The organism is Legionella donaldsonii, from assembly GCF_900452385.1.
GTDB classification, from domain to species: domain Bacteria; phylum Pseudomonadota; class Gammaproteobacteria; order Legionellales; family Legionellaceae; genus Tatlockia; species Tatlockia donaldsonii.
Map to the genome: position 1 here is coordinate 25,183 of NZ_UGOA01000003.1, position 22,588 is coordinate 47,770.

Sequence of the window (22,588 nt, forward strand, 5' to 3'; positions counted from 1 at the left end):
AATCAGTAGTTTTAATGAACGTGAGGCTTCGCTTCACAGCGATACAGCAGCTGGCAGGCCTCTACGATTTTTTCCCAGGCAAGCCATAAATCAGGGTGCTGGGTTTTATCCCAGGCACGCCATAAGGTACGACCTGATAGGCGAAATAACTCAAGCAACTCTTCCGGTGTTTCGGCGTCAAAGAGTAAGTTGCTCATCAGGCAGTCCTCAGTAATGATTTAAGGTTGGGAATAGGGTTTCGTTTCGTTCTGATGGGAGAAAGCGCTGTCTCTGGCACATCAGTCAACAAGATACCGTCTGCTACCTGCCTGCAAAGTTCCTCATAGACGTTTTTAAAGACTGTAAAGGCCTGATGGACGGGTGCTTTATCCATAAAAGCCACACCGGCTCGTACCAGCGAATGCTTGACCACAAGATGCGACCAACGGGTGCGGCTTGGAAAAAGTAAATGAGCCTGGACTTCTCGAAACGCTTCATGAACCGTAGGTACCCCCTCCCCTGCTCGTTTTAAACAAAGGTGGCGGAACTGAGTACAGTTCGGCGGCCAGGTTTCAAAGCGGCTATCGCGGTAAAGAGCATGAAGGCCATGACGAAGATCATCGCGGCTTAAATCGTTAAGCGCTTGATACCACACACCAGAGGCATCACTCTCCCCGTGAGCATGGGTAAATCTTGCGCCGTAAATGTCAGAGAGCTGCTTCCATAACAAAGCCATCAATGCTTTGGGTAAGACTGCCTTTGTCGAAGAATTGCCCTGTTCGCTCGCAGTAGTCAAACTCGCTGGCATAGGCTCGGATAACACGCTCTGAAGGAGTGAGTGAACGGGCTTTGGGTTGACGGCTGTCTGCATGAAAATCTCTCCCTGATGATGGTGGTTGTGTTTTTTTGTTTAGTTGTAAGCGCTCAGCTCGACGAACTAAAAAATTCAAATAAACCGGCTGGTAATCGGCAAAAGCTGAACCCCAGGCTTTGTTTTTTGCAATGAAATCAGCAATGACTTCGGGCTTATGGGCATCATGAAAGCCAAGTGCGTGGGCTGTCTCAATCGTCTCCCTGGTGGGTGTGAACGAACGAGTGATTGGCTGCTTGTTAAGCCATGCCTTATTGTTGTTATTATTTATATTATTAATATTTATATTCTTTGCAGTTGAACTTTTTTTCTCTTCTGTGGGGCACTCACAGAGTAACTGCATGCTTGATCCTCTCTTGCTTTCCCCTGATGTATCAAAGCTTTCTTTATAATTTGATGGGTCTATATAACTATGTTGAACTGTGTGTAGTTTTTCCTGAGTGATAAAATGTGCATAAATAGCAGGCATTTTGGGGAAATGACATTTCAGCTTTTGTCCTTGAGAAATCAGCCTGAAATCATCAGGATGGTTTTCAGCTATCGTTCTAAAATAACTCCGAATGGTTTCTTTTTTGGGGATACCTGCTCCCCGTCTTCCTGGCGCGTGATGAACTGACAATAATATAGCTAAGTCCCGATAGGATAAATTCTCCACCACTCCTGTTTCAGGATTAGCTAGTGTTATCAGCGATTTGATAAGCGTTGTATGGACATGTGGAAGCCCGTTGAATATTGCCTCGATTTCCATCCGAGCTTTATTGTAATTAACTATTTGCTCCACAATATTTTAACCATAAAGTCATTGAACTTAGCATTTTATAACAAATTTGTTAAATTCAATCAACATATTTGTTATTTGATTTTTCATATTTGTTTGTTTGATGCTTTTATAATAACTAATAAGATAATTTGAAGACAAAGCATAGTTCCTTTAAACTAGTCTTTTAACAATTTTGATACGAAATGAAAAAAGCAAAACTTAATAGGGTGGAATCAGAAGCCCAACTCATCGCTCACAATCTGAGAGCCCTAATGAAATTGCGCGGAGTTACTGAAGCTGAAATTGCTAGATCGTTGAACACATCTGTTATGACAGTTCGAAGAGTTATTTCAGGAGAAACAGAAGATCCACGTATTTCAACATTGAAACAAATTGCAGATTATTTTGGCGTTAGTATCGATTATCTTATGGAGGAAAATAATCAGCTTCCTATTAAAGTAATGGAAAAAAATATTCCAACCTTTGTACCGATTCTTGATTGGAACAAAGTTGGAGCTATGAATTCTATTTCGGAGATGGATTTTTCAAATTGGGAAGATTGGTATCCTTGCTTCAATAGACAAATTAACAGGGAATGTTTTGCATTAGAGAGTAGGCCTTCTATGCAATCACGATTTCCTATAGGCACATTATTTATTGTTAATCCAAGTGAATCCCCCATTGATGGCGATCTCGTTTTAATTAAGATTAAAAATACTAATGAAGTTTTTCTAAGAGAAGTTGTAATTGAGTATCCTAAGTGGATTTTGCAACCCATTATTTCTGATTCAGATATTATTTTTTATGATGATCAGATACATACAATTGTAGGAGTCATTATTCTTACAGTTTTTCATGCAAGGAAATAAAGATTAATTTTAACCCCCCATCACTACACAAGATGAGGGATTATAAGAATCTATAAATATAACTAACAACATATACAACTGGGAGATTTAATTAATTGGGGAATTAAGTCATTAAGAAATGAGGACGATAGATTATATATTCCAGGGCTATTTGACTCACGTGGACCAGCAACGTTTAAGGTATTAATATCGTTATCTGCAATCCATTCCATACATGCTTCGATTGCTGTTTTTCCAGCAGAAAGGTCGACAATATAATAGGGTTTTTTACTAGAGGAGACAACTTCAATGGTTAACAAAGTGCCGTCTTTAATTCTTTCTGGCAATGGTAAAGAAGGGACCAAAATCAACGTACCATCTGAATCTTTAATGTTTTTCTTTGTCCGTGCATCATAATTCTCTTTCTCGCTTGAAAACGTGCCATCAAGTTCTGTTAAATTTTTATACTTACTCGGGATAGTTCCATTTTCATCTAGTCTCCCTTTAGGACACCAACCTCCATACTCAACACCTAGATCAATGGCTGTATCCAAGGCTGCTCTATCTACACCAGTTTGCCCACCAGAAACAATTTTCGCTAACATAATCATCTATCCTCTATATATTTGTTGATATGCAATAGGTGTGAATCGAACATCAAAATCATAAACATCAATGCCAGTAATATTACGAATATGATTGACTAGTAATTGGGATGGAAACGATAAGATTAGGTTATATCCCATTTTAATCAGATAACTTATAACTACGACTTTCAAAATATATCCTAACGGGATTGAATTCAACTCCATCAGTAAAATAGCAATAAAAGAATACAGAGCTTCCGAGATGGTACATGCTCCTAAACAACGCAGCCAAAATTTTTCACCTTTGTGCAAAACTTTCCACTGAGTCAAAATTCTTGAATTAAGAAGCATGGCAAACAAATAAGCAATACATCCGCTTAGATGAATGCGTAATAAAGGCCAACCTAATATTTGACTGTAAGATTCATTGCCTGTAAAAAAGGAAGGTTGCGGTGCATGGGTTACCAGTAAACATATCACTACAAAAAAACTTTGAGCAATAATCCCAAAAAAAATAACGCTCCTTGTCATTTTAAATCCATATAATTCAGCTATTACGTTATCTAATAAAAAAACAAATGGCGAGGTCAAAGTACCTCCTAATACATAGAGATTATCCCCACCTAAATATCGATTAGTTAAAATTGCGTTGCATAACATTAAGGCAACATACAGCATACTCAACAGAACAAGGCACTGATAACCTAATGGATTATTAGTTACGGAATAAGAATTATTTTTGTGCAAATTAATTTGTTCATTATCGAATGATATATTGGCCATTTTAATACACCTTTTTAAAGGGAATTACATTGGCTTTTTTTGTAGCATTAAAATATTTATCAATAATTTTTAATCCAGCATTTAAACCAATATAAAACGCCTCTTCTGCACTAAATTTGCTAATCTTGATTTCTGAAAAAGCTATTTCACGTGGGTCTTCTACATTTTCTTCATAAGAAAGGAGATCAACATAACAATAATCCCCTTTCCTATCTTGGTATTTAATTCTGTATATACCATAATCATGATGAGCCTTTTTTATGCGCTTCTGATAATTTGAAACATCTAGATTATTCTTTTTTAGATAGAATGCGAACTCAATTCCTATGTAGCAAGACTGTAGTGGATGAAGACTATATAGAATATCTAAATCAAAAATAATGTCGGATATAGAAGTCTGGAAAGTAGATTTTGTATTGACGCACTGAACTATATATTTTCCTTTTCTGAAATCGACAATTTTATATGATACATATTTAGACAATACATTATCAAACGACGTATAATTTCCCTTTAAGAAAAAATAAATTTTTTTTAGGAACGGAACCATTACCATCAGAACACCTAACCTTGTCGTTTAAAAAAACCAATCCTTATTCTGTTTTTTTATTAGCTATTCATTTGCCTGAAATTCTTATTTGCTTCAAACTTCAGTTACCTCTAAAATGAGCATATGTTATCATTTATTTGATATGCGCATATCATATATAAAATATTATATGATATCAATATATCGTTTTAAACTAGGGTTAGTTACTATGAAAAAATTTTCGATTGAAATGGAAGTTAGAGATAATGAATTAGATGCTCAAGGTATCGTAAATAATTCTAACTACATGATTTATCTTTCCCATGCTCGACATAAACATGGAGATGCTTTGGGCATTAATCATACATCGTTTGCTGAAATGGGCTTAAATTTGGTGATTACGTCTTGTACAATGAAATTTAAAAACTCCCTTTTAGCTAATGAGAAATTTATAGTAACAAGTGAGATATCTAATGGAGAATTACCTTTTCACTGGTCCCATAGGCAAGATATAAAGACTGTGGATGGTAAGGTGATTTTAAGAGCAATTTTTAATGCTACTTGCGTAAATACAAAGGCTACAAACGGTAATAAATTGAGTATTCCTGAGGTTATTGAACAAGTTATTGGCTAAAGAGACGATTCTGTTCAACAACAAAATACTATTATCTGACTTTGCAGTTGACTGATATAAACACAAGGTAGGGTTGATAAAATATTTTTTATTGAAAGAACTATTTAAAAACATGAAAAGAATATGATCCTAACAGTTCATTTTCGTAAAACCAAGGCCTATATGCTAACATCTTATCTCATTGAATTTAAATATTCATTAGAATATGACAAACGTTATAAATAATACAATCGGCGATCGAATTACATATTGCAGATCGTCTCTGTGCTTAACTAGAAAGGAGCTTGCTGAAAAGTGGGGAGCTGCTTCTATTCCAACTTTAGCTAGGTGGGAATTAGATACGGGCAAGATACCAATCAAAAAATTGCTCTCGCTGATAGAATTCTTTCATGCACAGGGTCTATTTGTCACGGAAAGCTGGTTGAAAGATGGGGCTGGCTCTCCACCTTTACTCTTAAAAAGTGATCAATTTGATGAATTAGATTTTGATAGTATTGCTCAAGAAAAATTACTAGATATAAATAGACAAGTTAAATATTTCATTTTTGGACAAGTCAAAAACAACCTAATGTCGCCTTTTATTAAATATGGTGACTACATGGGCGGTGTCAATATAATAGAAAGTGCAGAATTATCTTCTTTGCAGGGTGAGCTAATTTTCCTTAAAAAACGAGTTACAGGCTTAATGGTTGGGATTTTAAAGGAATGTATAAACCAAATTAGTATTAAAAATTTTGATAAAACTGTAGAATTTATCGAAATTGAGCATGTTGAAGCTTTAGGGAAAATTCAATGGTTAATAAGAAGACCATAGAGGCTGATAAAAAATTCTGGCAAATGAATAATGAGCTCATAAATGTTGGAGCAACATACCTATCTTTGTTACTTTTCAATGAAAATAACGAAATAATTTATTCTAAATCAAGTGATATAGATTGGGCAGATGAATTTACAACTACAGGATTATACAAGCATTGTCATTTATTAAGTGAAGCCAACAACCAAATGAATTTACATAAAAATTCCTTTACAGTAGTTTGGGACTTATATTCACCTCAAACAGAGGAGGCGAAAGCACTGGATGATATTCGAAAATATAAGGATATAACACACGGTATAGGATTTTGTGTAAAAAATAGTGATGATACAAGGATAATTCTAAACATTGCCGGCAAACATACAGACGTTAATTTTGCAAGTAATGTTCTTAAAAAACGGGCAAACATATATAAAGAGCTATATTCATTTATTTTGAGTACACCACCCCACCTTCTATCTGAGTTTTTATTAAAATAAAGAATTCAAATAGCAACTAAAAAACACCTGTTACCTACCGAAAATTCTAACAAAGATACGCAAGAGGTATCTTTGTTAGATTTGAGAGATATTATGCTGACCTAAAGGCCAAATTCGTTTCGTAGCTATTTTGGCTCCTTCGCTTAATGCTTCTAGCTTTTTCCATACAATGCTCTCTGGAACCATAGCCCAATCAACAAATGTTTCAAAACCACAGTCACAACCAGCGATGATGAGGGAAGGATCACCAACAGTTTGGATTGCAAGACAAATTCTATCTGCAATCAACTCAGGATGCTCTACATAGCAAGTAGTGGTATCAATCACGCCAGGAATTAAAATCATCGAATCTGGTAATGGATAGTCTTTAAAAATCTTATATTCATGTTGATGACGAGGATTTGCTAAAGCAATGCTGATAGCACCAACTTTGGCCTGATAGACAATATCAATAATATCTTTGAGTTCTACATCGAAAATATGAGGACCTTCATAATTACCCCAACACGTATGTAATCTAACATCGTCCCGAGGAATATTGGTGAGGGCTCTATTTATAGCCTCCACATGAAGCTCTGCTCGCTTGCGATATTCACTTAACGACAAATTGTGAAATTCCATATGCCGCTCCATTAATAGATCGGGAGCATCGATTTGTAGCAGAAAACCATGCGCATGAATCAATTCATATTCTTGTCTAATTTGATCCGCTAGCGAAAATAAATAGTTTTCGTAGGTATCATAAAACTCATTATGCATTGTTGTAGCGATAATGCCCGGTGAAGGAGCCGTCATAAATGTTTGAGTGAATTGCAGAGGACTTTTTTTCATTGCCCTTATGAACATTTCACATTCTTCAGTACACGGATTTGGCTGATAGTTGAGCATAGCTGTACAGTGTGGGCAATTCGCAATCTTTCCTCGTGGGAATTTTTTTTGAAGCAAAGGCACTGTGTAATCAGGAAACTCCGAAAGCTCGATACTTAACTGACGCTTACTTTCCCCACTAAAACCTTGAATGCGCTGAGGGATGTAGGTTTGAAACCCTACTCGATATTGCTCTCCATCATTTCCTATATCGATGCCAGCCATAAGTTGTTTAGTGATGACTCTTTCCATTCCTTTTTCGATTTCTCGATTCAAAATCTCATGAGATGTTAAATTTTCTCGTTCTTGTTCTATCAGGAGTTGGGATAGCTCTTCGCATCGGGGCAAACTTCCTACGTGCGTAGTTAAAATCCGATTTATACTTTTTTTCAACGGCAACTCCTCTAGTAGCTTATATGGTTTCCTTTGTTCCATTATACCTTATTTGGACAATAGCCCCAAAAATTCGGTTGTAGAAGCTGCAAATATACTTGGGTTAAAAATCAACAACTTTGAAAAGAATTTGTTTTTCAATTTTAACTTCTATTCTATAAGTTAGATGAAACTAGTTTTCTGCCTTATGTTTAAGTTTAAATGAATCTATATTAGATATATTGAATATTAATTGAGCCTAGTAAAGACAAAGAATATCTTTCCTAAAGAATATGATGTTGTGTTAATCCAAAAGGAAGCTCTAATTTACAAAGGTCAATATCATATCCCTTTTATCTATAAGCAAATTGTAATATTTGCTTTGTTCGTTCAGTATCTGAACAACAGATTCTGGATTTTTACAGAATGTTGGACTTGCTTTATACATATTTCAACTTATTTTTCCATGTTCATAATAGAATCAAAAAAAGACTTATCACCAACGCTAAGACGTATAGATACAGCTTTTCTAATTAATCCTGTTCTAACATCTTTCATCAATGGCTTTGTTAATTTGATTTTTTTCTCAAGCTCCAATATTCTGTTTTTAATTTCATCTGTAAAAAATACTTGCGTAGCTCCTTCTAGAGGCCCCTGATTTAGTCCTTCATAGATGTCATCTATCAACTCAGCATAATCCGGATCCTTTTCATATTCCGCCCATTTTATGTCAGAAAGAGTATAAAGATAATATTTAACTGCATCTTCAATTAGTAAAGATTGTTTCCCTCTTCCTTTATAATCGGTTTCTGCTTGTCGTTTTAGTTTTTCTTTAATATCTTTTGGAAATCTAATACAAACAAGCCATTTTTCCTTTTTTTGATATGTTTGAAAAAACAACTTCTTAGTTTTTCTTTTTTCTAGCATGACCTATCCTTACCAAGAATCAAAAAAATCAAAAAATGAATTTTTATTGTTATTTTTCATATAGTTACCATGATTATGACCTTGGTCATACTATTTCTTTTAATGCCATCTCTTTAATTTTATTTAAGATACCTTCAAGACTCTTAAATCCTTCATATTCGTTTTCAAAATGTTTGATTTCGGGAAATCTGGAAAGTAGTAGATGTTGTAATAATTTAGATTCATTCGGGTCTCGCACCTTAAAGGTCGCTGATTTTTTAACCGCACCACCCTGCTTGCCTCTGGGTTTAACCTTTTTTCCAGTCGTATTCTTGAATTTTTCTTCACCATTTAAAGCTAACTCAATTTCGTTATAAGTCTTTGGAACCAAAATTCTAATCATTTTGAAAGTTAAGCTATTATCTTTAATCCTGGATAAGAATATGGGAGGATAGTTTGATGGATTTGTACATATTGATCTCAATGCACTTACAATACCTTCATTCAATCCAATAATATTAGATAATTCCTTGTTACTGAGTGATTTTCCTTTTGAATCAGACAATAGCTCTTGTGTAATTAAAAAATTCTGAGCGACAGTTAATCCTTTTCTTAAATTATTTTCCGATAATTGCCTTCTCAGTTTTCTATGTTTAACTTTAAGTTTTACAAGTATGCTTTCGTCAGTAATTTCTATACATGTAACTGTAGGAACTCCGGCCATCATTGCAGCCAATCTTCTTTGATGCCCTTCTAAAATTACATATCCATAATCCAAATCAGAGTGAATAAAATAATCAGGATCATTAAAACGATCTGCCAAAAATATTTCTATTGGTTCAATCAATCCATCAGTTCTAATTGAAAAAGCGAGGTCTCTCAAAAAATTATAACTTTCCTCCAGGTTTTCATTAAGACCGCAATCTAACTGATTATAATCAGGAATAACATACTCTCCAGTTTCCTCTGAAACACCACACAAAGACTTATCCGTACCAAGGTACAAATGATTCTTTAACCAAGACTCATCAATAATCTCTCCTGGTCTAGGGTTATAGGGATCAGGAATAAGTGAAAAAGGAGAATGCTCCACAAGCTGCTTCCCCCTTGTAAACTTTAGATTTGCAGTAATACCCGCTCGAGTAACAGTATCCGGTTTATTTATTTTATTAGACGTAAGTGAATTCTTTGTTATTTTCTTCTTGATTGACATTTTCTTTTTCTCCTAACACTTTGTCGTAAACAAATTCGCCTAATGTAATGGCTTCAATGGCAAATCTATCATTATCTTTCAATTCCGTGTATGGCGCAGTAATAGGCGCTTGATCTTCATCTATATCTACAGCTCTAGGAGAGTCATGGATTTCTATATCATCAATTAATAGCTTGGATAACATAAGATTAGACTTGATAGTGTCTATAATTCTGGTCTGAGGAGTTCTTTTATTGTAATCGACTTTGTTTTTTAAGAGTCCGATTATTTTAGCTTGTTCATTTGCTGGTCGATAAACATTCTGACGATTAACCAAATCTACCATACCTGCCAACCCCTGTAGAGATTTGTTACTCAACTCTAGCGGAATTAAAATATGGGTTGCTGCCCGAATAGCACTCTGAGTTAACGGACCTTTAGCTGGTGGTGTATCAATAATAATCAAATCATAACCGCATTCTATAAAATCATCCATAGCAAAAAAATCATAAGCGCGCTGAACAATACTTTCTAAACTATCACTATATTCAAACGCTTCAATATCTTTTATTAAGCCAGCATCACTAGGTAGAATTTCTAAATTTTCCAAATCAGTTGGATAAGGCACAACTGGATTTTCAGTCCACATATCTAAGGCAGAGGATCGACCATCCCAACCTTCATCCTCAGGATCATTAGGATCGTATTCCGGATGCATAGGTGGTTTATAACTCGACATATCTCGAATTCTTGTATCTCTAAGAAACCTATACGACATATTGCCTTGAGGATCAAAATCAAGGGCTAGAACCTTTTTATTTTTTTTAAAGGCTATATAAGTTGCAATTAACTGACTGATTAAACTCTTACCCACACCACCCTTATTGTTTGCTACAACTAAAATTTTTGGCTTTTTCTTTTTCATTATATGTATCCGTCTGTTGATATAGCATTAAAAATTTAATTGATTACCTCTTAATAGTCAACATATCTCAATACTGTATTGAGTATTTATTTTTATTAAATTGAAAAAGTAAACTAGATATCTAGTCTAAGACAAAGACCCTTATATTAAATCGGGTTAAACAAGCAAAATACTTTGATATAGCACGATTATAAGCTATTGCGGTTTTTTTTAATCATTTTTAAAAATCTATTGATCTATAAAAATTTTCGATCCAGAATGTGGTATCGAGAGTATGTTGTATTGAGTATTATCTCCTAACAAAAACAATAATATTTATAGAGATAACATAAAATGAAAAAATAAAGGGTGCTATAAAATAAAAAGGGTATAGAAAGTCAGCCAACTTCCTATACCCCATACTGATTAGCTTCGAACGAGACTAAATCTTTAAGAACATCATTGCGAGCGATTGTTCTTTCGTACTTCGTTTTCTATTTTAGTCCCGTTCCCTAAAAAAAACAATAAAGATAAGGATATTTATCTATGGGGAACCTTTGTTCAATTTTTCACTCAAGATTTAAAAATCTTATTAAAGTGATCCCATCCGCACGAAAGGCTCAGCTGATGGACTACATCCTTCTTGGATGGCAAACCAGCCAGTACAAATTAAAGGGTTCTGAGCAAAAGTGGTTCATGAAGCCTTATGATCAAATTGTCGCAGACACCGGTATTCCAAAAAGTACCTTGGAGCGCTATATCAAAGAATTAAATGACGCTGGATTTATTGAGCGAAGACAAGCACTCTACAGTCGAACAAAAGAGCAGGGCGGTTTTGAGGTTAAAAAAGGCACTTACATTCATATCACTGACAAACTTCTCACTTTGCTTCAATCTAATGGAACGTCAACTGTAGTATCGCCCAATCAAACAGAAGAACCCATTAAGGAAACTAAGAGCGCTCCACAGGAATGCCCAGGGGATTTAGATAATACACGACCAACCTGTAAAAATTTAGAAATAAATGAGGGGACTGATTCCCTCATTATGAGGGGATCATATATAAGAGATCTTTATCCTTCTTCTTTTATTAATACTATTAGTTTTAAAGAAATCACGTGCTCTGTGGATAAAGCAACCCTACAACGACTTAACAAACAATATGAATCCATTCAAAAATGGTTACTTACAGAGATCAAGGAAGAAATTCCTGATTCGGTCAAAAAACTAGTGCTTGGTACCTTTTTTAATTTAACCTTCGAACACCAAAAACAATTCTCTGCACCCGCCCAATTGGCGGCTGAATACTTATACGCCCTGTTAAACATTGAATTTTATCTACCCAAGGTGAGGTGCTTTAAACACCGAAACAATATTCTCTCCAAGATGATTCGCACCAATCACTGGCGAACGCCTAAAGGCTTTTATAAATACTTTTACTTAGGTCAGTCTTTTCAAGACAAACTCAAATTACGAGAGCAAAACTGGCAACGAGAAAAGGCAAATGAAATCCGCCAAGGCTCTGGGCTCGACTTTTGTCAAACGGATGAACGGCTGATTCAACTGGAAGCTCAAATGGGTGAAAAAAGTGCCATGATAGATGAGCTAACCAAGCGACTCTATCAGGAGTCTTCTGAGGAAATCTTATTTGAGCTTCGCAACAACATTCAAAGGCTCAGAAATGAGCTTGAAAGTTTATGGCATCAGCAATTCCTTATTGAACAAGAGGATGAGGGAGGTCAGTATTTAGCTGGTGCACAGCGTTGTGCCTGATAAAACAATTTGCGTCGTAACAAGCGCCGAGTTAAGGGGCTTTCAAAAGCAATTTATGCACAATTGACGGGATAATGGCGAAATTTATTTTGTACGGCATGAATCTTATCCACATTTTCAGTGGATAAGACTGTGCATAGATGTGGATAGTCAGCGAAAGACTACTGTGCTGGGTGCAACTTCCTCTTTGGCAACTAATTGTCGCTGAGCGGTTGATTTGGATAGGGCGCGCTGTGCTCTTAAAAGAATTTCATCCTCATCGTTGCTTGATTCCTCCATTACGGTAAGAATAAAGTCGCTGGTCTTTAATTGTTCATCCATTTTATTGCCAATAGACTGTGACTTTAATAGGTGATCATGCACTTTCAATTGAAGCCGGTCACATTTTTCAATCTGCACTTTGGAAGTTAGGCCTTCTTCCTGAATAGCAGACACTGCTTGCGAGACTTCTTTCTTAATCGTGACGGACTCTCTTAGCACCGAATCGATGGTTGCTGTCACTAAATCAAGGGCTGACTTTCTCTCCAGGATAAGCGAAGACAGTGAGTCAATCTCTTTTCCAAGCCTATCGCCTGAGCTTTCCATTTTATCTGTCGTGGATAAAACCCGCTTCTGCTGTTCCTGTAAATTCTTTACTGTTTCTTCGAGAAGGATTAGCTGAGCATGAAGCGTCAATGCCTGTTTATTTAAATCAGAAATGGAAGAGGATAATTGCTCATTTTGTTCTTCCATGGCTGTAAACGCTTTATCAAGCTTCGTTTCCATCTCATTAAAGGATTTAATGGATTGCTCTAAGCCTTCGCCAAGTTTGGCAAGACTTTGCTTCATGGCTTCTTTATTGGTCTCTTCGATTGCATAGTGATCTGCAAGAAGGGATGCCCCCTTGTAATAAGCTGCAATAAGGACAAAAAAGGCAAGTGCATGGACGGCAAATCCCAAAACAACTGCACCTGCGATAACCTCGCCGTGCAATATCTGCCTTTGGTACCAACTCTGCTGTCCATAGTAATAAGCAAGCTTTGAAAACTGGCTGCTTTTTATTTCATACCATTGCATCACCAAATCGATGTCGGGCTTAAATAATTCCAAACGCTCGGTTTGTTTTTTTAACAGGTCTAACTGTTGTTTGGTGCGACGCTTTAAACCATGAATATCTTCTTGTTCGCGGTCTACACTGGTTTCCTCATTCTTGATTTTTTCTAATCCTGGCATCATTTCTCTCCTAATTAAGCAAAGGTTCCCTTAACTGAAAAACCGTTGGGTTGATGGGGATGTCTTTGGGCTGGATTCGGGGTTTTCCTTTGCTTGTTCAAGCTCTTGGGTCAATGATTTAATCATTTCTTTATAGGTTTGAGTTCTTGCAGTTAAGCTCGAGTTCGTATCAACCAAAGCTTTATTTCTTAAGAGAGCCTGCTCCAGTCTTGTTTCATTTTGTTCAAGGCTCTGACCTAATAACTCAACACTTTCTTCAAGCGCGGTTATTTTTGTTTGTTTTTCTCTGTTTTCTTGAGCCAGTAAACTTAATTCTGCCTTAATCTGGATAAGCGCTTCGTTTGAGCGTGTCGCTTCCTCTCTTGCTTGTGCCAATTCCTCGGAATTTTTTTCAAACCGTGCTTTGGACTCCAGGAGCTCTTTTTGGGCTTGGTCAAAGGCGTCCATCTTCTCCTTAAATGACTGTTGTAAGGACACAAGCATGGCCTGTTGTTCTTTTATACACTGCTCAAGGTCAGAGTTGGTTTTTCCTAGATGTTCCGTATGCTCATCAATGAGGGTTTTGTCTTTGTCAAAACCTTCAGTAATCTCTACAATTTGTTGACGATGCTTGAGGGACTCCTCATCCAGGTGGCTCTTTCTTTGTTCAAGTTCCTCGACTATCTCATTTAAATTCTGCACTCGTGACTGCTCCCTTGTTTCTTTAATCACTGTTAAGCGCTCAAGCGCTTCCTTATCATTGGTTGATTGCCTGCCAAAGAAATAATTCCCGACCATGACGAGTCCGCCACCTAACGTGGCGCTCATAATCATCGCGCCTTTGCCGACTAAATAACCACCTGCTACCACTTCTAAAATAGGCATTGCCACTCCTTTTCTGTTAAAAAAATAAAATCAATATCAACAGGTGGACGTGTCTTTAGCCGCTGGGGAGTAAACAAGAAATGGGGAAGAAAACCAAAAAGGATGGGGTAAATGACGCATGAACAAACTCCTTCTGCTGACAATAGAAATTCTTGCCACAACGAATCCCTGTAATCGGCAGTCGGCGACAAGCATAGCAAACTAAAACAGGCTGTCAATCCTGATTAATCAGGGATAACAAAATCAGTAGGGTCGTGATAAAAACCGGTCTGTCTATCCGATTGGTTAAACGATTGAGTCAATGGGCTCTCTTGCTATAATCGCGAGAGCAGGAAGTTCATTTCCTTAAGATGGTTTCTTCTTTTATCCTAAACAATTAAGGTCATGAGTTTACCTGCCCTACAAAGCAGAGTGGGGTGGTGTAGCAGGCTGCCAGCCCCATCTACATCCTGAGTCATGCTGTCCTTCTTAAACCGCGTTGTTAGGGAGACAGAGGTAATCACCAATCGTTAAGACAATTGGGAAAAAAGAGGTAAGCGATTTCTGCGATTGCAGTTCAATAATCAGTCAGCCTCAATCGCCACTCGCCCTTGCGATTCAATAAGACGCTTTTTGAGTCCAAGCCCTGGTTTGAAATGTACTTTGCTTTTGGAGGGTACTTCGGTCTTTTCCCCTGTTTTGGGATTAAATGCTTTTCGTGCGGGCATCGCTCGAACTGTCCAAGCACCAAAATCCCTGATGTCAATGCGCTGTCCATTTTGAAGGGCGTCGCTCATGGAGGTAAGAATCAGATTAACGGCTTCTTCGACTCGTTGTTCTGACAGGTGGGTCATTTTTTTGGCAATGGTTTTAATTAGTTCGGATTTAATCATCACTTATCGCCTTACTCTGACATGATTCCGTCTTCCTGCAAGTTGTTAATCGCTTGATGAATCACGTCTTGCGAAAAACCACGACTGGATAAAAATGAATACAGGCGTGACATTGTTTTTTTATCCGGTGTCCGGTAGATGGAATAGAGCTTCTTATGCAGGACTTCCAAAGCTCGCTCATATTCATCGCCGCATTGAGCTAATGTCTTCTCAATGAGTTCATCCGATAAGTCTTTTTGACGAAGCACATTGCGGATAAACCGATTTCCTTTATGACGATACCGAAGGCTTAAGCTTTCTGCAATACGCTCATCATTAATGAGGTGCAGCTCTCGAAGCCTTGCAAGTGTTTGGGTGATTGCGTTTTCAAGGTCAGGATGAGCAGAAAACTCTTTCTCCAAAAGCCTATAAAGTTCCCGCTCACTGCAATGGCGGGATGATAAATGTTTTAAGGCTGCGTCAAAGAGTGTCGTCATCATCCACCTTTGAACGCTTGCCGACATAAGCGTCGCCAAAGTAGGCTTCCAGTCGGGTTCGGAATGTTCCCCGACTAAGTCCTAAGCGCTTTGCCGCTTTTGATTGATTATAATGCGAATGTTCCAGCACGGCTTTAAATAAGGGAGGCTCAATGGCTTCCATGACGAGCGCATAGAGGTTTTCTATCTTCTGTTTGCCCATGGCTTCCAGATGCGTATTAATCAACGTTGTCACAGCTGCTGAGAGCGTACTGGCTTTATTTGTTTCAAGAACTTCCATGATAAATCCTTACCTATTCAATGCACTTGCTGGGCTTTCTACCTCAATTCAATCAAAAGGGCAAGCCTTCCATAGGGTCAGACTGAGATGCACGATGAGCTTGCGGAGTGTCTTCCCATCACTCTGAAACATGCAACGCCGAGGTCTGGTTTTCTCTTAAAAACAAGGCCTCGGCAAGCCTACTTTTCTTAATTTTTTCTTAATAAATCAATGCTAATCTGCCCGTTAGAGAATAAAAAAAATCGTTTCTAGAAAATGAGTCATTACAAAACCATTACAGAATTATTGGGCGGTAAGGGCAACAACGATATTGAGGAAACCCTCCTTATACCGATAGAGGATTTACAAGAGAAGGCAACGGCTGTGAGCGCGCATAATCCAACGCCATCTAATCAGCTGGCGAAACAAAAACTGGTGACCATGACTGAACAGTTAAAGGCCTGTCTTACTCTCAATGACCCACTGAAATTATTCATGAAGGGGTAGGGCGAGTTCTTGTGAATTAACGCGTCTTCGTCTGTTCAGGTACCATTTCTAATAAGGGGTAATTGAGACCACTGGGTGGTGTAGCAGGGTGAGCGCATTTCAGCACGCATCGCCCAGGGTTTACTGGTTCCTTCTGCGGCGAGTTTTATGGTATGCCGTCCAAATTTAAAGTTAATTCTATCAAAAAGTTGCATTAACTGGTCTTTTTTAATCAATGATTCATCCGATGGCTGATGGAATAGGTCTAACTGTCGAGGATTCTTTAGTATTAACTCTTCTAAACAAACACCAACTTTTTTATAGTGATACCCTGGTTTAAAAATCTTTTTAAGACATCGTTTGGCAATGCGTGTTATTAACCTTAAATCATCGGTCGGATTAACCAGTTTAAATTGAATACTATTCGCGTATTGCGGTAAGTCTTGTCGAAATGGATTGGTTCGAACGAACACGTAAAGATATTGGACAACAAGATTTTGGCTTCGAAGTTTTTCATAGGCTCTTGCACAATGGGAGCTGATGGCTTGTGCGAGAAAGACAAAGTCGGTTTGCATGTCACCAAAACTCTTAGACGACATGATACTTTTTTTAAGACTTTCTTCTTCAAGTGCCATACAGGGAATGCCTTGTAACTCCATGGCAGTGCGCATTAGTACGACATTAAATTGTTTTTTTAAGTGATGAGGATTCATCGCTGCTAAATCATAGGCTGTATGAATTCCTTGCTGTACTAATTTTTTTTCCCATTGCCTGCCAACCCCCCAAACATCGCCAACACTTATTCTCTTCAACCATTGGCGTTGATTGCTCACATTAAAAACAGGGATTTTTAATTCTTTTTTACACAAGTGATTCGCAATTTTTGCGAGTGTTTTGGTTTGCCCAATCCCAATAGAGGTAGGAATTCCTGTTGCTTTTAAAATTTTCTTTTGTAAGTTGGCGCAAAAAGAATCGTGCAAAGATTCTGGCATTGTTCGTAAATCAAGAAAGGCCTCATCAATGGAGTAGATTTCAACGTCATTCCATTCTTCCTCAATCACCGACATGACGCGGTTAGACAAGTCGCCATAGAGCGTGTAGTTGGAAGAAAAAGTATGGACTTTATACTGTTTGCAAATGCCTTTCACCTCAAAGTAGGGCGCGCCCATCTTAATCCCTAGCGCCTTGGCCTCATTGGAGCGAGCTATGACGCACCCATCGTTATTCGAGAGCACAATAATTGGCTTGTCTCTCAAATCAGGTCGAAACAAGCGCTCGCAACTTGCATAAAAATTGTTACAGTCAATCAACGCATACATGATTTATTCAGCCTGATGAATGACATGCGTTACCACACCCCAAATGACTAAATCCTGGTCATTAGTAATATCAATAGGGGGGTATTTATCATTTTCAGGAAGGAGTTGTACTTTCCCATTCGCGCGAGAAAGCCTTTTAACGGTCAGCTCACCATCAATAGCTGCAATGACAATTTTACCATGCGTGGCGTTTAAACTTTTATCGACAATGAGCATGTCGCCAGATTGAATCCCTGCGTGTAACATGGAATCGCCGGAGGCAATCACAAAGAATGTGGCTGCAGGGTGTTTAATCAAATGCTCATTCAAATCAAGACGCGATTCAATGTAGTCATCGGCAGGGGAGGGGAATCCTGCTCGGACTTTGCAACTGTAAAGGGGTAGGGTATAGTTTAGACCTCCTTCAAGAAAGGCTTTAATGTCATCAACTCTAGATTGGGGTACTCGAATTGCTTTGGTAGACTCACCCCAACTGTTTGACCCTTTAGGACGACCAGCCCCCAGTCGTTTACCACCATGACTCATAAAATTCTCTCTATTGAATACTGTACATAATTCAAATATAGAAGCAAAAAGCAAGCTTGTAAATGCCTGATTTTTGATCACGATGCCATTTTGTATTTTAGATTTTGAAAGCAAAGGGAAAAATTTTAAAAGTCCATTTTATTAATGATTCGCTCAATGGCTGGGGGATTATTGACTATCATCATGAATATCATCAATTGCGCGTCAAAAATAAAAAAAGAAGCGCACCACCCAAAAGCGCTTAACTTTTTATGAGTCAGAGGAGGAATGTGTTTGTGGTATAATATTGGCCAATATTGCTGCTCTGATTTTAAAAGAATATCCGGTTAAGGGGATTGGCATGGCATTATTTTCATTCACCCAATTTGTAGAGTTGGTCTTTAGCCTCGGTTTATTTTTCAATGCCGCATTGTTTATACCGCAAGCAATCGCTGTTTTTCGCAATAAGAGTGCTATGGGACTCTCGCTATTAACGTTTGGTGGGTTTAATATTATGCAGCTTTTTACCGCCATTCACGGGTATTTAGCAAAGGATTACTTGTTAATGACTGGTTTTCTATTGAGCTTTTTAACTTGCGGCGTAGTGACAGTCTTTATCTTGTATTATGGAAATAAAAACAGGCTCTCTTCACACACCACCTGTTGAATGGTCTATTAAGCGGTTATCGAATGAAAAAAAACTTGAACCCTTGATGTCTTGGGCTCTTAGAACAAAAGTGAATTCCCTTGTGAGGCGCCTGTATTTCGTTTAAAATGCAACAGAAATAGTCATAATGTAGATTAATAAGTCTATTATTTCTGGTTGTAGTACCTGAAATCAGCGTTATAGATTTCGCTTTCTAATCAAATTCCCCAAGCAGGTATTCCTTTTACCTGTTTAGTTTCTACAGGCTATCAAGCGTCGCTGGTTATTACATTGACGAGAGTATTGATTATAAAAAGTACTCGCGAACAGTAACTACTTGTCAATTTTCTAAGGAGATTGGGATGATGAATTTAGTTGATAATAGAATTATAAAAGCCTCATTTAGGGAAAACCCACCCGAAGAAAGAAAACTATTTCCGCAATCGACCTGCCTCATGCCTATCAGCGTTGGACAAACAATCCATGAAGGTGCGAAGTTTGATGCGGTGATTAAACTCATCAACAGCTCATTTAAGCGGTGCACCATTCTTGTCGATGATAGCGTGCAGCGTCACACGATGGGTATTATGAATCATGCGTCTCCAGAGGAATTATACCGCTTGGCTGTTGCAGAAGGGGATGCCTGGTTAAGACGAAATGAAGCCGCTTACAACCAATTAACTATTCCCTACGACATCATGCGATGGGATGATTGGTACAATAGTACCGATTACATTGACAGTCATTTACGTGTACAAAATGAATATAATTCAAATGAATTATATCAAAATGCGATTAAGGCCAATATTGATGATTTTCTAACCCGCTACTTGAGCCGATTTAATCAAGAAGACGTTGATCACGAGCGCGCTTTCAGACTGTGTCTTGATTATCTCATTGAAGAATGTGCGGTCATGTGCCTATGGACACAAAAGGATTATGATTTTGAGGTATACCCGAGTGGTCGAAATAAGGCGATGGCGGCGACCTATGAATATTTAATCAAACAGGAATATCCAAATCGCCTAAAACCTGTGGCACTTCGGTTTAAAAAATATCCCGCCAAAGCTACCCCAGATCTATTTGTTCATGACAGGATGGATTCGCCGCATTTAGAAACACAATAGTTTATTTAAGAGGAGAATCTTTTTTAATCCATTGGTTAATTTCACGAATACTTTCATCGGTTACCTGGAGCAGTTGCTGATACAACTGTTCCAGCAAGTCCCTTTGTCCGATTTTCCAATACCGTTCAAGGTACTGGCAGGCCATTTTCATCCTGACTGCTCCCACGTAGAGTAGGCCGCCTTTTATTTTATGAGCCAATTGCTGTGTTTTTTCCCAATCCAGCAAGTCATGGGCTTCTTTGAGCTTTGCGATGTCTTGAGGCAAGGATTCGTTGAGCATAAACTGTAACATCTCACTAAGCATTTCTTCTGAACCTGACGTTTTAATACCTTCTTCAATATCGAGTATTGGAAAGTGGGATAAGGAAAAAAATTCACTTTCCGTTGCAGGTATGTCTGAAGCCCACGAGGTTTGGACTCGCTTCTCCTGTTCTTTTGCAATAAAGGAGCCTAATATCTCAATGCACCCTTTTTGTGATAAGGGTTTACTTATTACAGCATTCATTCCTGCTTCAATACATCGCTGCTTGTTTTCCTCACCTACATGCGCTGTGAGAGCAATAATTGGGGTGTTACGATTTTCAGACATTTCTTGCACACGGATATGATGAGTGACTTGATAGCCATCCATGTCAGGCAGTCCAATGTCCATAAAAATCAGATCGTAATTATTTTGCTTCCAAAGCGTTAATGCTTCATCCCCATCAGAGGCGACATCCACCTGGCAGCCTGATTGAGTCAAAATGGCTTTGGCCACTGCTTGCGCAATGGGGTTATCCTCAACAACCAACACATGATTAGGTTCGTCAAGGACGGTTTTTGTTTGGGGTGATGTTATTGTATTCGTTGTGATTAGCGTTTCAGAGTGAGCATGATGCGGTTCAAACTCTTCGTGAAGTCCTGTGTCATCTTCAACAAGTGCTATTTTTAATGGGATAATGCAGGTAAAAGTACATCCTTTCTGCAATTCACTGTCAACGTAAATCTCTCCATCCAGATCATCAATAAATTGTTTAACGACGGAAAGTCCGAGTCCCGCCCCTTTGTAGATCCCTTTATAGGAAGGGGTCAACCGTTTGAAGTGCAGAAATATTTCTTGCTGCTTGTCTTTAGGAATTCCCATACCACTGTCTTCAACGATTAGTTTGATGATGATTTCCCTGTTGTTACGGCTGGCCAGGATGACGCTGAGTTTGACAAAACCAGCATCGGTGAAATTCAGGGCATTGGCGAGTAGTTCAAGGGTGATTCGGTGGATGCGAACACTATCACCAATTAAGTAGCGAGGAATATTCTCATCAAAATCGAGGGAGAACGCCAATCGTTTTGCAGCGGCTTTCGATTTATGCAAATCCAGTGCGTGCTGCATGATATTTTTCAAAATAAATTTTTTCTTAACTTTGGGTATCTCACCTGAGCTGACACGAATGGCCTCTAATATTTCATCCATTAAACTCAGTAATGCATGACTCGATGCGACAAGATTTTCGGCATATTCTTTAACATTTGGGTTGATAGCTTCCGCTTTAATGATATCTGAAAACCCAATGATTCCAGTCAGTGGCGTACGAATATCATGGCGCATGTTTTCTAAAAACTCGGTTTTAGCACGGCTTGCTGCTTCAGCCTGTTCCTTGGCATGAAATAATTCTGTCTCAATTTTTTTTCTATCGCTGATATCAATTGAAATCCCAAGAATTCCCGTAATTTGTCCTTGTTTATTTCGCATAGGCGATTTATGGCTTAAAACAATCGCGTCTTTACCATCGACCTGGGCTTTTTCTTCAATGATTTCCGTTTCTCCTGTTTCCATGATGTGTCTGTCGTTTCTTTGGAACAGTTCTGCTTTAGTGCCACCCCAAGGCAAATCAAAATCGGTTTTTCCTACAATTTCATACCCATATTGAAAACCAAGGCTTCTGGCTTGTCGGTTATTACAACCAAGATAGACACCATTTTGGTCTTTCCAATACACATGCCCTGGCATATTGGCTACTATATTTTCCAACGTAGATTGCGTTTCTTCCTGTTTTGAGCGAAGGATTAATTCCTGCTCTTTAAGATGGGTAATATTAAGTGAGATCCCAATAATTCCAATAACATTGCCTTGTTCATCATGTAGAGGCGCTTTTCGGGTTAATACAATGACTTTTTGTCCAGAGGCCAATGTGACCGTTTCTTCAATTTCCAATGCCGTATTTAGTCTCATGACTTTAAGATCGTTGTCACGCAAAGTTTGGGCACTATCAGTCCAGGGCATATCAAAATCTGTTTTGCCGATCATCGACGACATACCAGCCATTTCAAGTACCGTGTCATTGCCTCCAAGATAATGACCCTCCCTGTCTTTCCAATAAATGCTGCCAGGCAGTGATTTAATAATACTCGAGAGGAGAGCGTCATTGGGATGGCTAAAAGAAGAAGCATCCGACGTCAAACTATGGCTTCTATTCTTTTTAAGCTTTTTTTCTGACATGAGACGATCCTCTTTATTGTCTTATAGTTATAGGACTCATTTAGAA

Annotated in this window: 26 protein-coding genes; 8 read left to right on the forward strand and 18 right to left on the reverse strand. The window is 38.1% G+C overall.

The window, feature by feature from the left end; all coding sequences use genetic code 11:
- Positions 1-11: 11 nt before the first annotated feature.
- From DYC89_RS16105 to DYC89_RS16115, 3 genes are read right to left on the reverse strand one after another with little or no spacing between them, the layout of a single operon-like run.
- Entirely contained in the window at positions 12-197 is a 186-nt protein-coding gene (locus DYC89_RS16105) for a hypothetical protein (RefSeq protein WP_115222906.1), read from the reverse strand.
- Complete coding sequence (locus DYC89_RS16110) at positions 197-715, reverse strand: hypothetical protein (protein WP_115222907.1); 519 nt, start codon at positions 713-715, stop codon at positions 197-199. Before DYC89_RS16110 ends, DYC89_RS16105 begins: the two co-directional genes overlap by 1 nt.
- Positions 687-1,598: a hypothetical protein gene (locus tag DYC89_RS16115; RefSeq protein ID WP_115222908.1), complete on the reverse strand. Its 912-nt coding sequence runs from the start codon at positions 1,596-1,598 to the stop codon at positions 687-689. Before DYC89_RS16115 ends, DYC89_RS16110 begins: the two co-directional genes overlap by 29 nt.
- A 215-nt stretch (positions 1,599-1,813) precedes the next feature.
- On the opposite strand from DYC89_RS16115, the gene DYC89_RS16120 reads away from it, so the two are divergent.
- Positions 1,814-2,479, forward strand: a complete 666-nt coding sequence (locus tag DYC89_RS16120; protein ID WP_115222909.1) for an XRE family transcriptional regulator — start codon at positions 1,814-1,816, stop codon at positions 2,477-2,479.
- Between the two features lie 62 nt (positions 2,480-2,541).
- Here the strand turns inward: DYC89_RS16120 and DYC89_RS16125 are convergent, their stop codons facing one another.
- The 3 genes from DYC89_RS16125 to DYC89_RS16135 are packed head-to-tail and all read right to left on the reverse strand — an operon-like array spanning position 2,542 to position 4,384.
- Positions 2,542-3,063 (reverse strand): putative molybdenum carrier protein, encoded by a 522-nt coding sequence (locus DYC89_RS16125; protein WP_220271797.1) that lies wholly within the window; start codon positions 3,061-3,063, stop codon positions 2,542-2,544.
- Positions 3,064-3,069: 6 nt separating this feature from the next.
- Positions 3,070-3,828: a queuosine precursor transporter gene (locus DYC89_RS16130; protein ID WP_115222911.1), complete on the reverse strand. Its 759-nt coding sequence runs from the start codon at positions 3,826-3,828 to the stop codon at positions 3,070-3,072.
- 1 nt (position 3,829) lies between these two features.
- A complete protein-coding gene (locus tag DYC89_RS16135) occupies positions 3,830-4,384 on the reverse strand; it encodes a hypothetical protein (protein ID WP_115222912.1) in 555 nt (184 codons plus the stop codon).
- Positions 4,385-4,586: 202 nt separating this feature from the next.
- On the opposite strand from DYC89_RS16135, the gene DYC89_RS16140 reads away from it, so the two are divergent.
- The 3 genes from DYC89_RS16140 (at position 4,587) to DYC89_RS16150 (ending at position 6,287) form a co-directional block, all read left to right on the forward strand.
- Positions 4,587-4,991 (forward strand): acyl-CoA thioesterase, encoded by a 405-nt coding sequence (locus DYC89_RS16140; protein ID WP_181879469.1) that lies wholly within the window; start codon positions 4,587-4,589, stop codon positions 4,989-4,991.
- A 205-nt stretch (positions 4,992-5,196) separates the two neighbouring features.
- Positions 5,197-5,805, forward strand: coding sequence for a hypothetical protein (locus DYC89_RS16145; protein ID WP_115222914.1), 609 nt, complete (start codon positions 5,197-5,199; stop codon positions 5,803-5,805).
- The gene (locus tag DYC89_RS16150; protein ID WP_115222915.1) at positions 5,784-6,287 is read left to right on the forward strand and encodes a hypothetical protein; all 504 of its coding nucleotides are present in this window, start codon (positions 5,784-5,786) and stop codon (positions 6,285-6,287) included. Before DYC89_RS16145 ends, DYC89_RS16150 begins: the two co-directional genes overlap by 22 nt.
- 75 nt (positions 6,288-6,362) lie before the next feature.
- On the opposite strand, the gene DYC89_RS16155 is transcribed toward DYC89_RS16150, so the two are convergent.
- From DYC89_RS16155 to DYC89_RS16170, 4 genes are all read right to left on the reverse strand, one after another.
- Complete coding sequence (locus tag DYC89_RS16155) at positions 6,363-7,547, reverse strand: methionine synthase (protein WP_181879470.1); 1,185 nt, start codon at positions 7,545-7,547, stop codon at positions 6,363-6,365.
- A gap of 435 nt (positions 7,548-7,982) precedes the next feature.
- Positions 7,983-8,453: a hypothetical protein gene (locus DYC89_RS16160; protein WP_115222917.1), complete on the reverse strand. Its 471-nt coding sequence runs from the start codon at positions 8,451-8,453 to the stop codon at positions 7,983-7,985.
- Between the two features lie 85 nt (positions 8,454-8,538).
- Positions 8,539-9,645 (reverse strand): ParB/RepB/Spo0J family partition protein, encoded by a 1,107-nt coding sequence (locus tag DYC89_RS16165; RefSeq protein ID WP_115222918.1) that lies wholly within the window; start codon positions 9,643-9,645, stop codon positions 8,539-8,541.
- Positions 9,602-10,549, reverse strand: a complete 948-nt coding sequence (locus DYC89_RS16170) for a ParA family protein (protein ID WP_115222919.1) — start codon at positions 10,547-10,549, stop codon at positions 9,602-9,604. Before DYC89_RS16170 ends, DYC89_RS16165 begins: the two co-directional genes overlap by 44 nt.
- Before the next feature lie 606 nt (positions 10,550-11,155).
- Here DYC89_RS16170 and DYC89_RS16175 point away from each other — a divergent pair.
- On the forward strand, positions 11,156-12,301 hold the full coding sequence (locus DYC89_RS16175; protein ID WP_245954088.1) for a hypothetical protein: 1,146 nt from the start codon (positions 11,156-11,158) through the stop codon (positions 12,299-12,301).
- A 150-nt stretch (positions 12,302-12,451) separates the two neighbouring features.
- Here the strand turns inward: DYC89_RS16175 and DYC89_RS16180 are convergent, their stop codons facing one another.
- The 5 genes from DYC89_RS16180 to DYC89_RS16200 form a co-directional block, all read right to left on the reverse strand.
- Complete coding sequence (locus tag DYC89_RS16180; protein WP_147285523.1) at positions 12,452-13,516, reverse strand: hypothetical protein; 1,065 nt, start codon at positions 13,514-13,516, stop codon at positions 12,452-12,454.
- 27 nt (positions 13,517-13,543) lie between these two features.
- A complete protein-coding gene (locus tag DYC89_RS16185; protein WP_115222923.1) occupies positions 13,544-14,377 on the reverse strand; it encodes a hypothetical protein in 834 nt (277 codons plus the stop codon).
- A 563-nt stretch (positions 14,378-14,940) separates the two neighbouring features.
- The gene (locus DYC89_RS16190; protein ID WP_115222925.1) at positions 14,941-15,249 is read right to left on the reverse strand and encodes an HU family DNA-binding protein; all 309 of its coding nucleotides are present in this window, start codon (positions 15,247-15,249) and stop codon (positions 14,941-14,943) included.
- Between the two features lie 11 nt (positions 15,250-15,260).
- Positions 15,261-15,728, reverse strand: a complete 468-nt coding sequence (locus tag DYC89_RS16195) for a regulatory protein RecX (RefSeq protein WP_181879471.1) — start codon at positions 15,726-15,728, stop codon at positions 15,261-15,263.
- Complete coding sequence (locus DYC89_RS16200; protein ID WP_115222929.1) at positions 15,709-16,005, reverse strand: helix-turn-helix domain-containing protein; 297 nt, start codon at positions 16,003-16,005, stop codon at positions 15,709-15,711. Before DYC89_RS16200 ends, DYC89_RS16195 begins: the two co-directional genes overlap by 20 nt.
- Before the next feature lie 255 nt (positions 16,006-16,260).
- On the opposite strand from DYC89_RS16200, the gene DYC89_RS16205 reads away from it, so the two are divergent.
- Positions 16,261-16,491 carry a hypothetical protein gene (locus DYC89_RS16205; protein ID WP_115222931.1) on the forward strand — a complete coding sequence of 77 codons (231 nt, stop codon included), beginning with the start codon at positions 16,261-16,263 and terminating at the stop codon, positions 16,489-16,491.
- A gap of 35 nt (positions 16,492-16,526) precedes the next feature.
- Here DYC89_RS16205 and DYC89_RS16210 read toward each other — a convergent pair whose 3' ends face one another.
- On the reverse strand, positions 16,527-17,789 hold the full coding sequence (locus DYC89_RS16210; protein WP_115222933.1) for a Y-family DNA polymerase: 1,263 nt from the start codon (positions 17,787-17,789) through the stop codon (positions 16,527-16,529).
- 3 nt (positions 17,790-17,792) lie between these two features.
- Positions 17,793-18,314, reverse strand: a complete 522-nt coding sequence (locus DYC89_RS16215; RefSeq protein ID WP_115222935.1) for a LexA family protein — start codon at positions 18,312-18,314, stop codon at positions 17,793-17,795.
- A 340-nt stretch (positions 18,315-18,654) separates the two neighbouring features.
- Here DYC89_RS16215 and DYC89_RS16220 point away from each other — a divergent pair, with 340 nt between their 5' ends.
- Positions 18,655-18,960, forward strand: a complete 306-nt coding sequence (locus DYC89_RS16220) for a PQ-loop domain-containing transporter (protein ID WP_115222970.1) — start codon at positions 18,655-18,657, stop codon at positions 18,958-18,960.
- A gap of 341 nt (positions 18,961-19,301) precedes the next feature.
- Entirely contained in the window at positions 19,302-20,066 is a 765-nt protein-coding gene (locus DYC89_RS16225) for a tRNA-dependent cyclodipeptide synthase (RefSeq protein WP_245954089.1), read from the forward strand.
- 1 nt (position 20,067) lies between these two features.
- Here the strand turns inward: DYC89_RS16225 and DYC89_RS16230 are convergent, their stop codons facing one another.
- Entirely contained in the window at positions 20,068-22,542 is a 2,475-nt protein-coding gene (locus DYC89_RS16230; RefSeq protein WP_115222937.1) for a PAS domain-containing sensor histidine kinase, read from the reverse strand.
- Positions 22,543-22,588 lie beyond the last annotated feature (46 nt).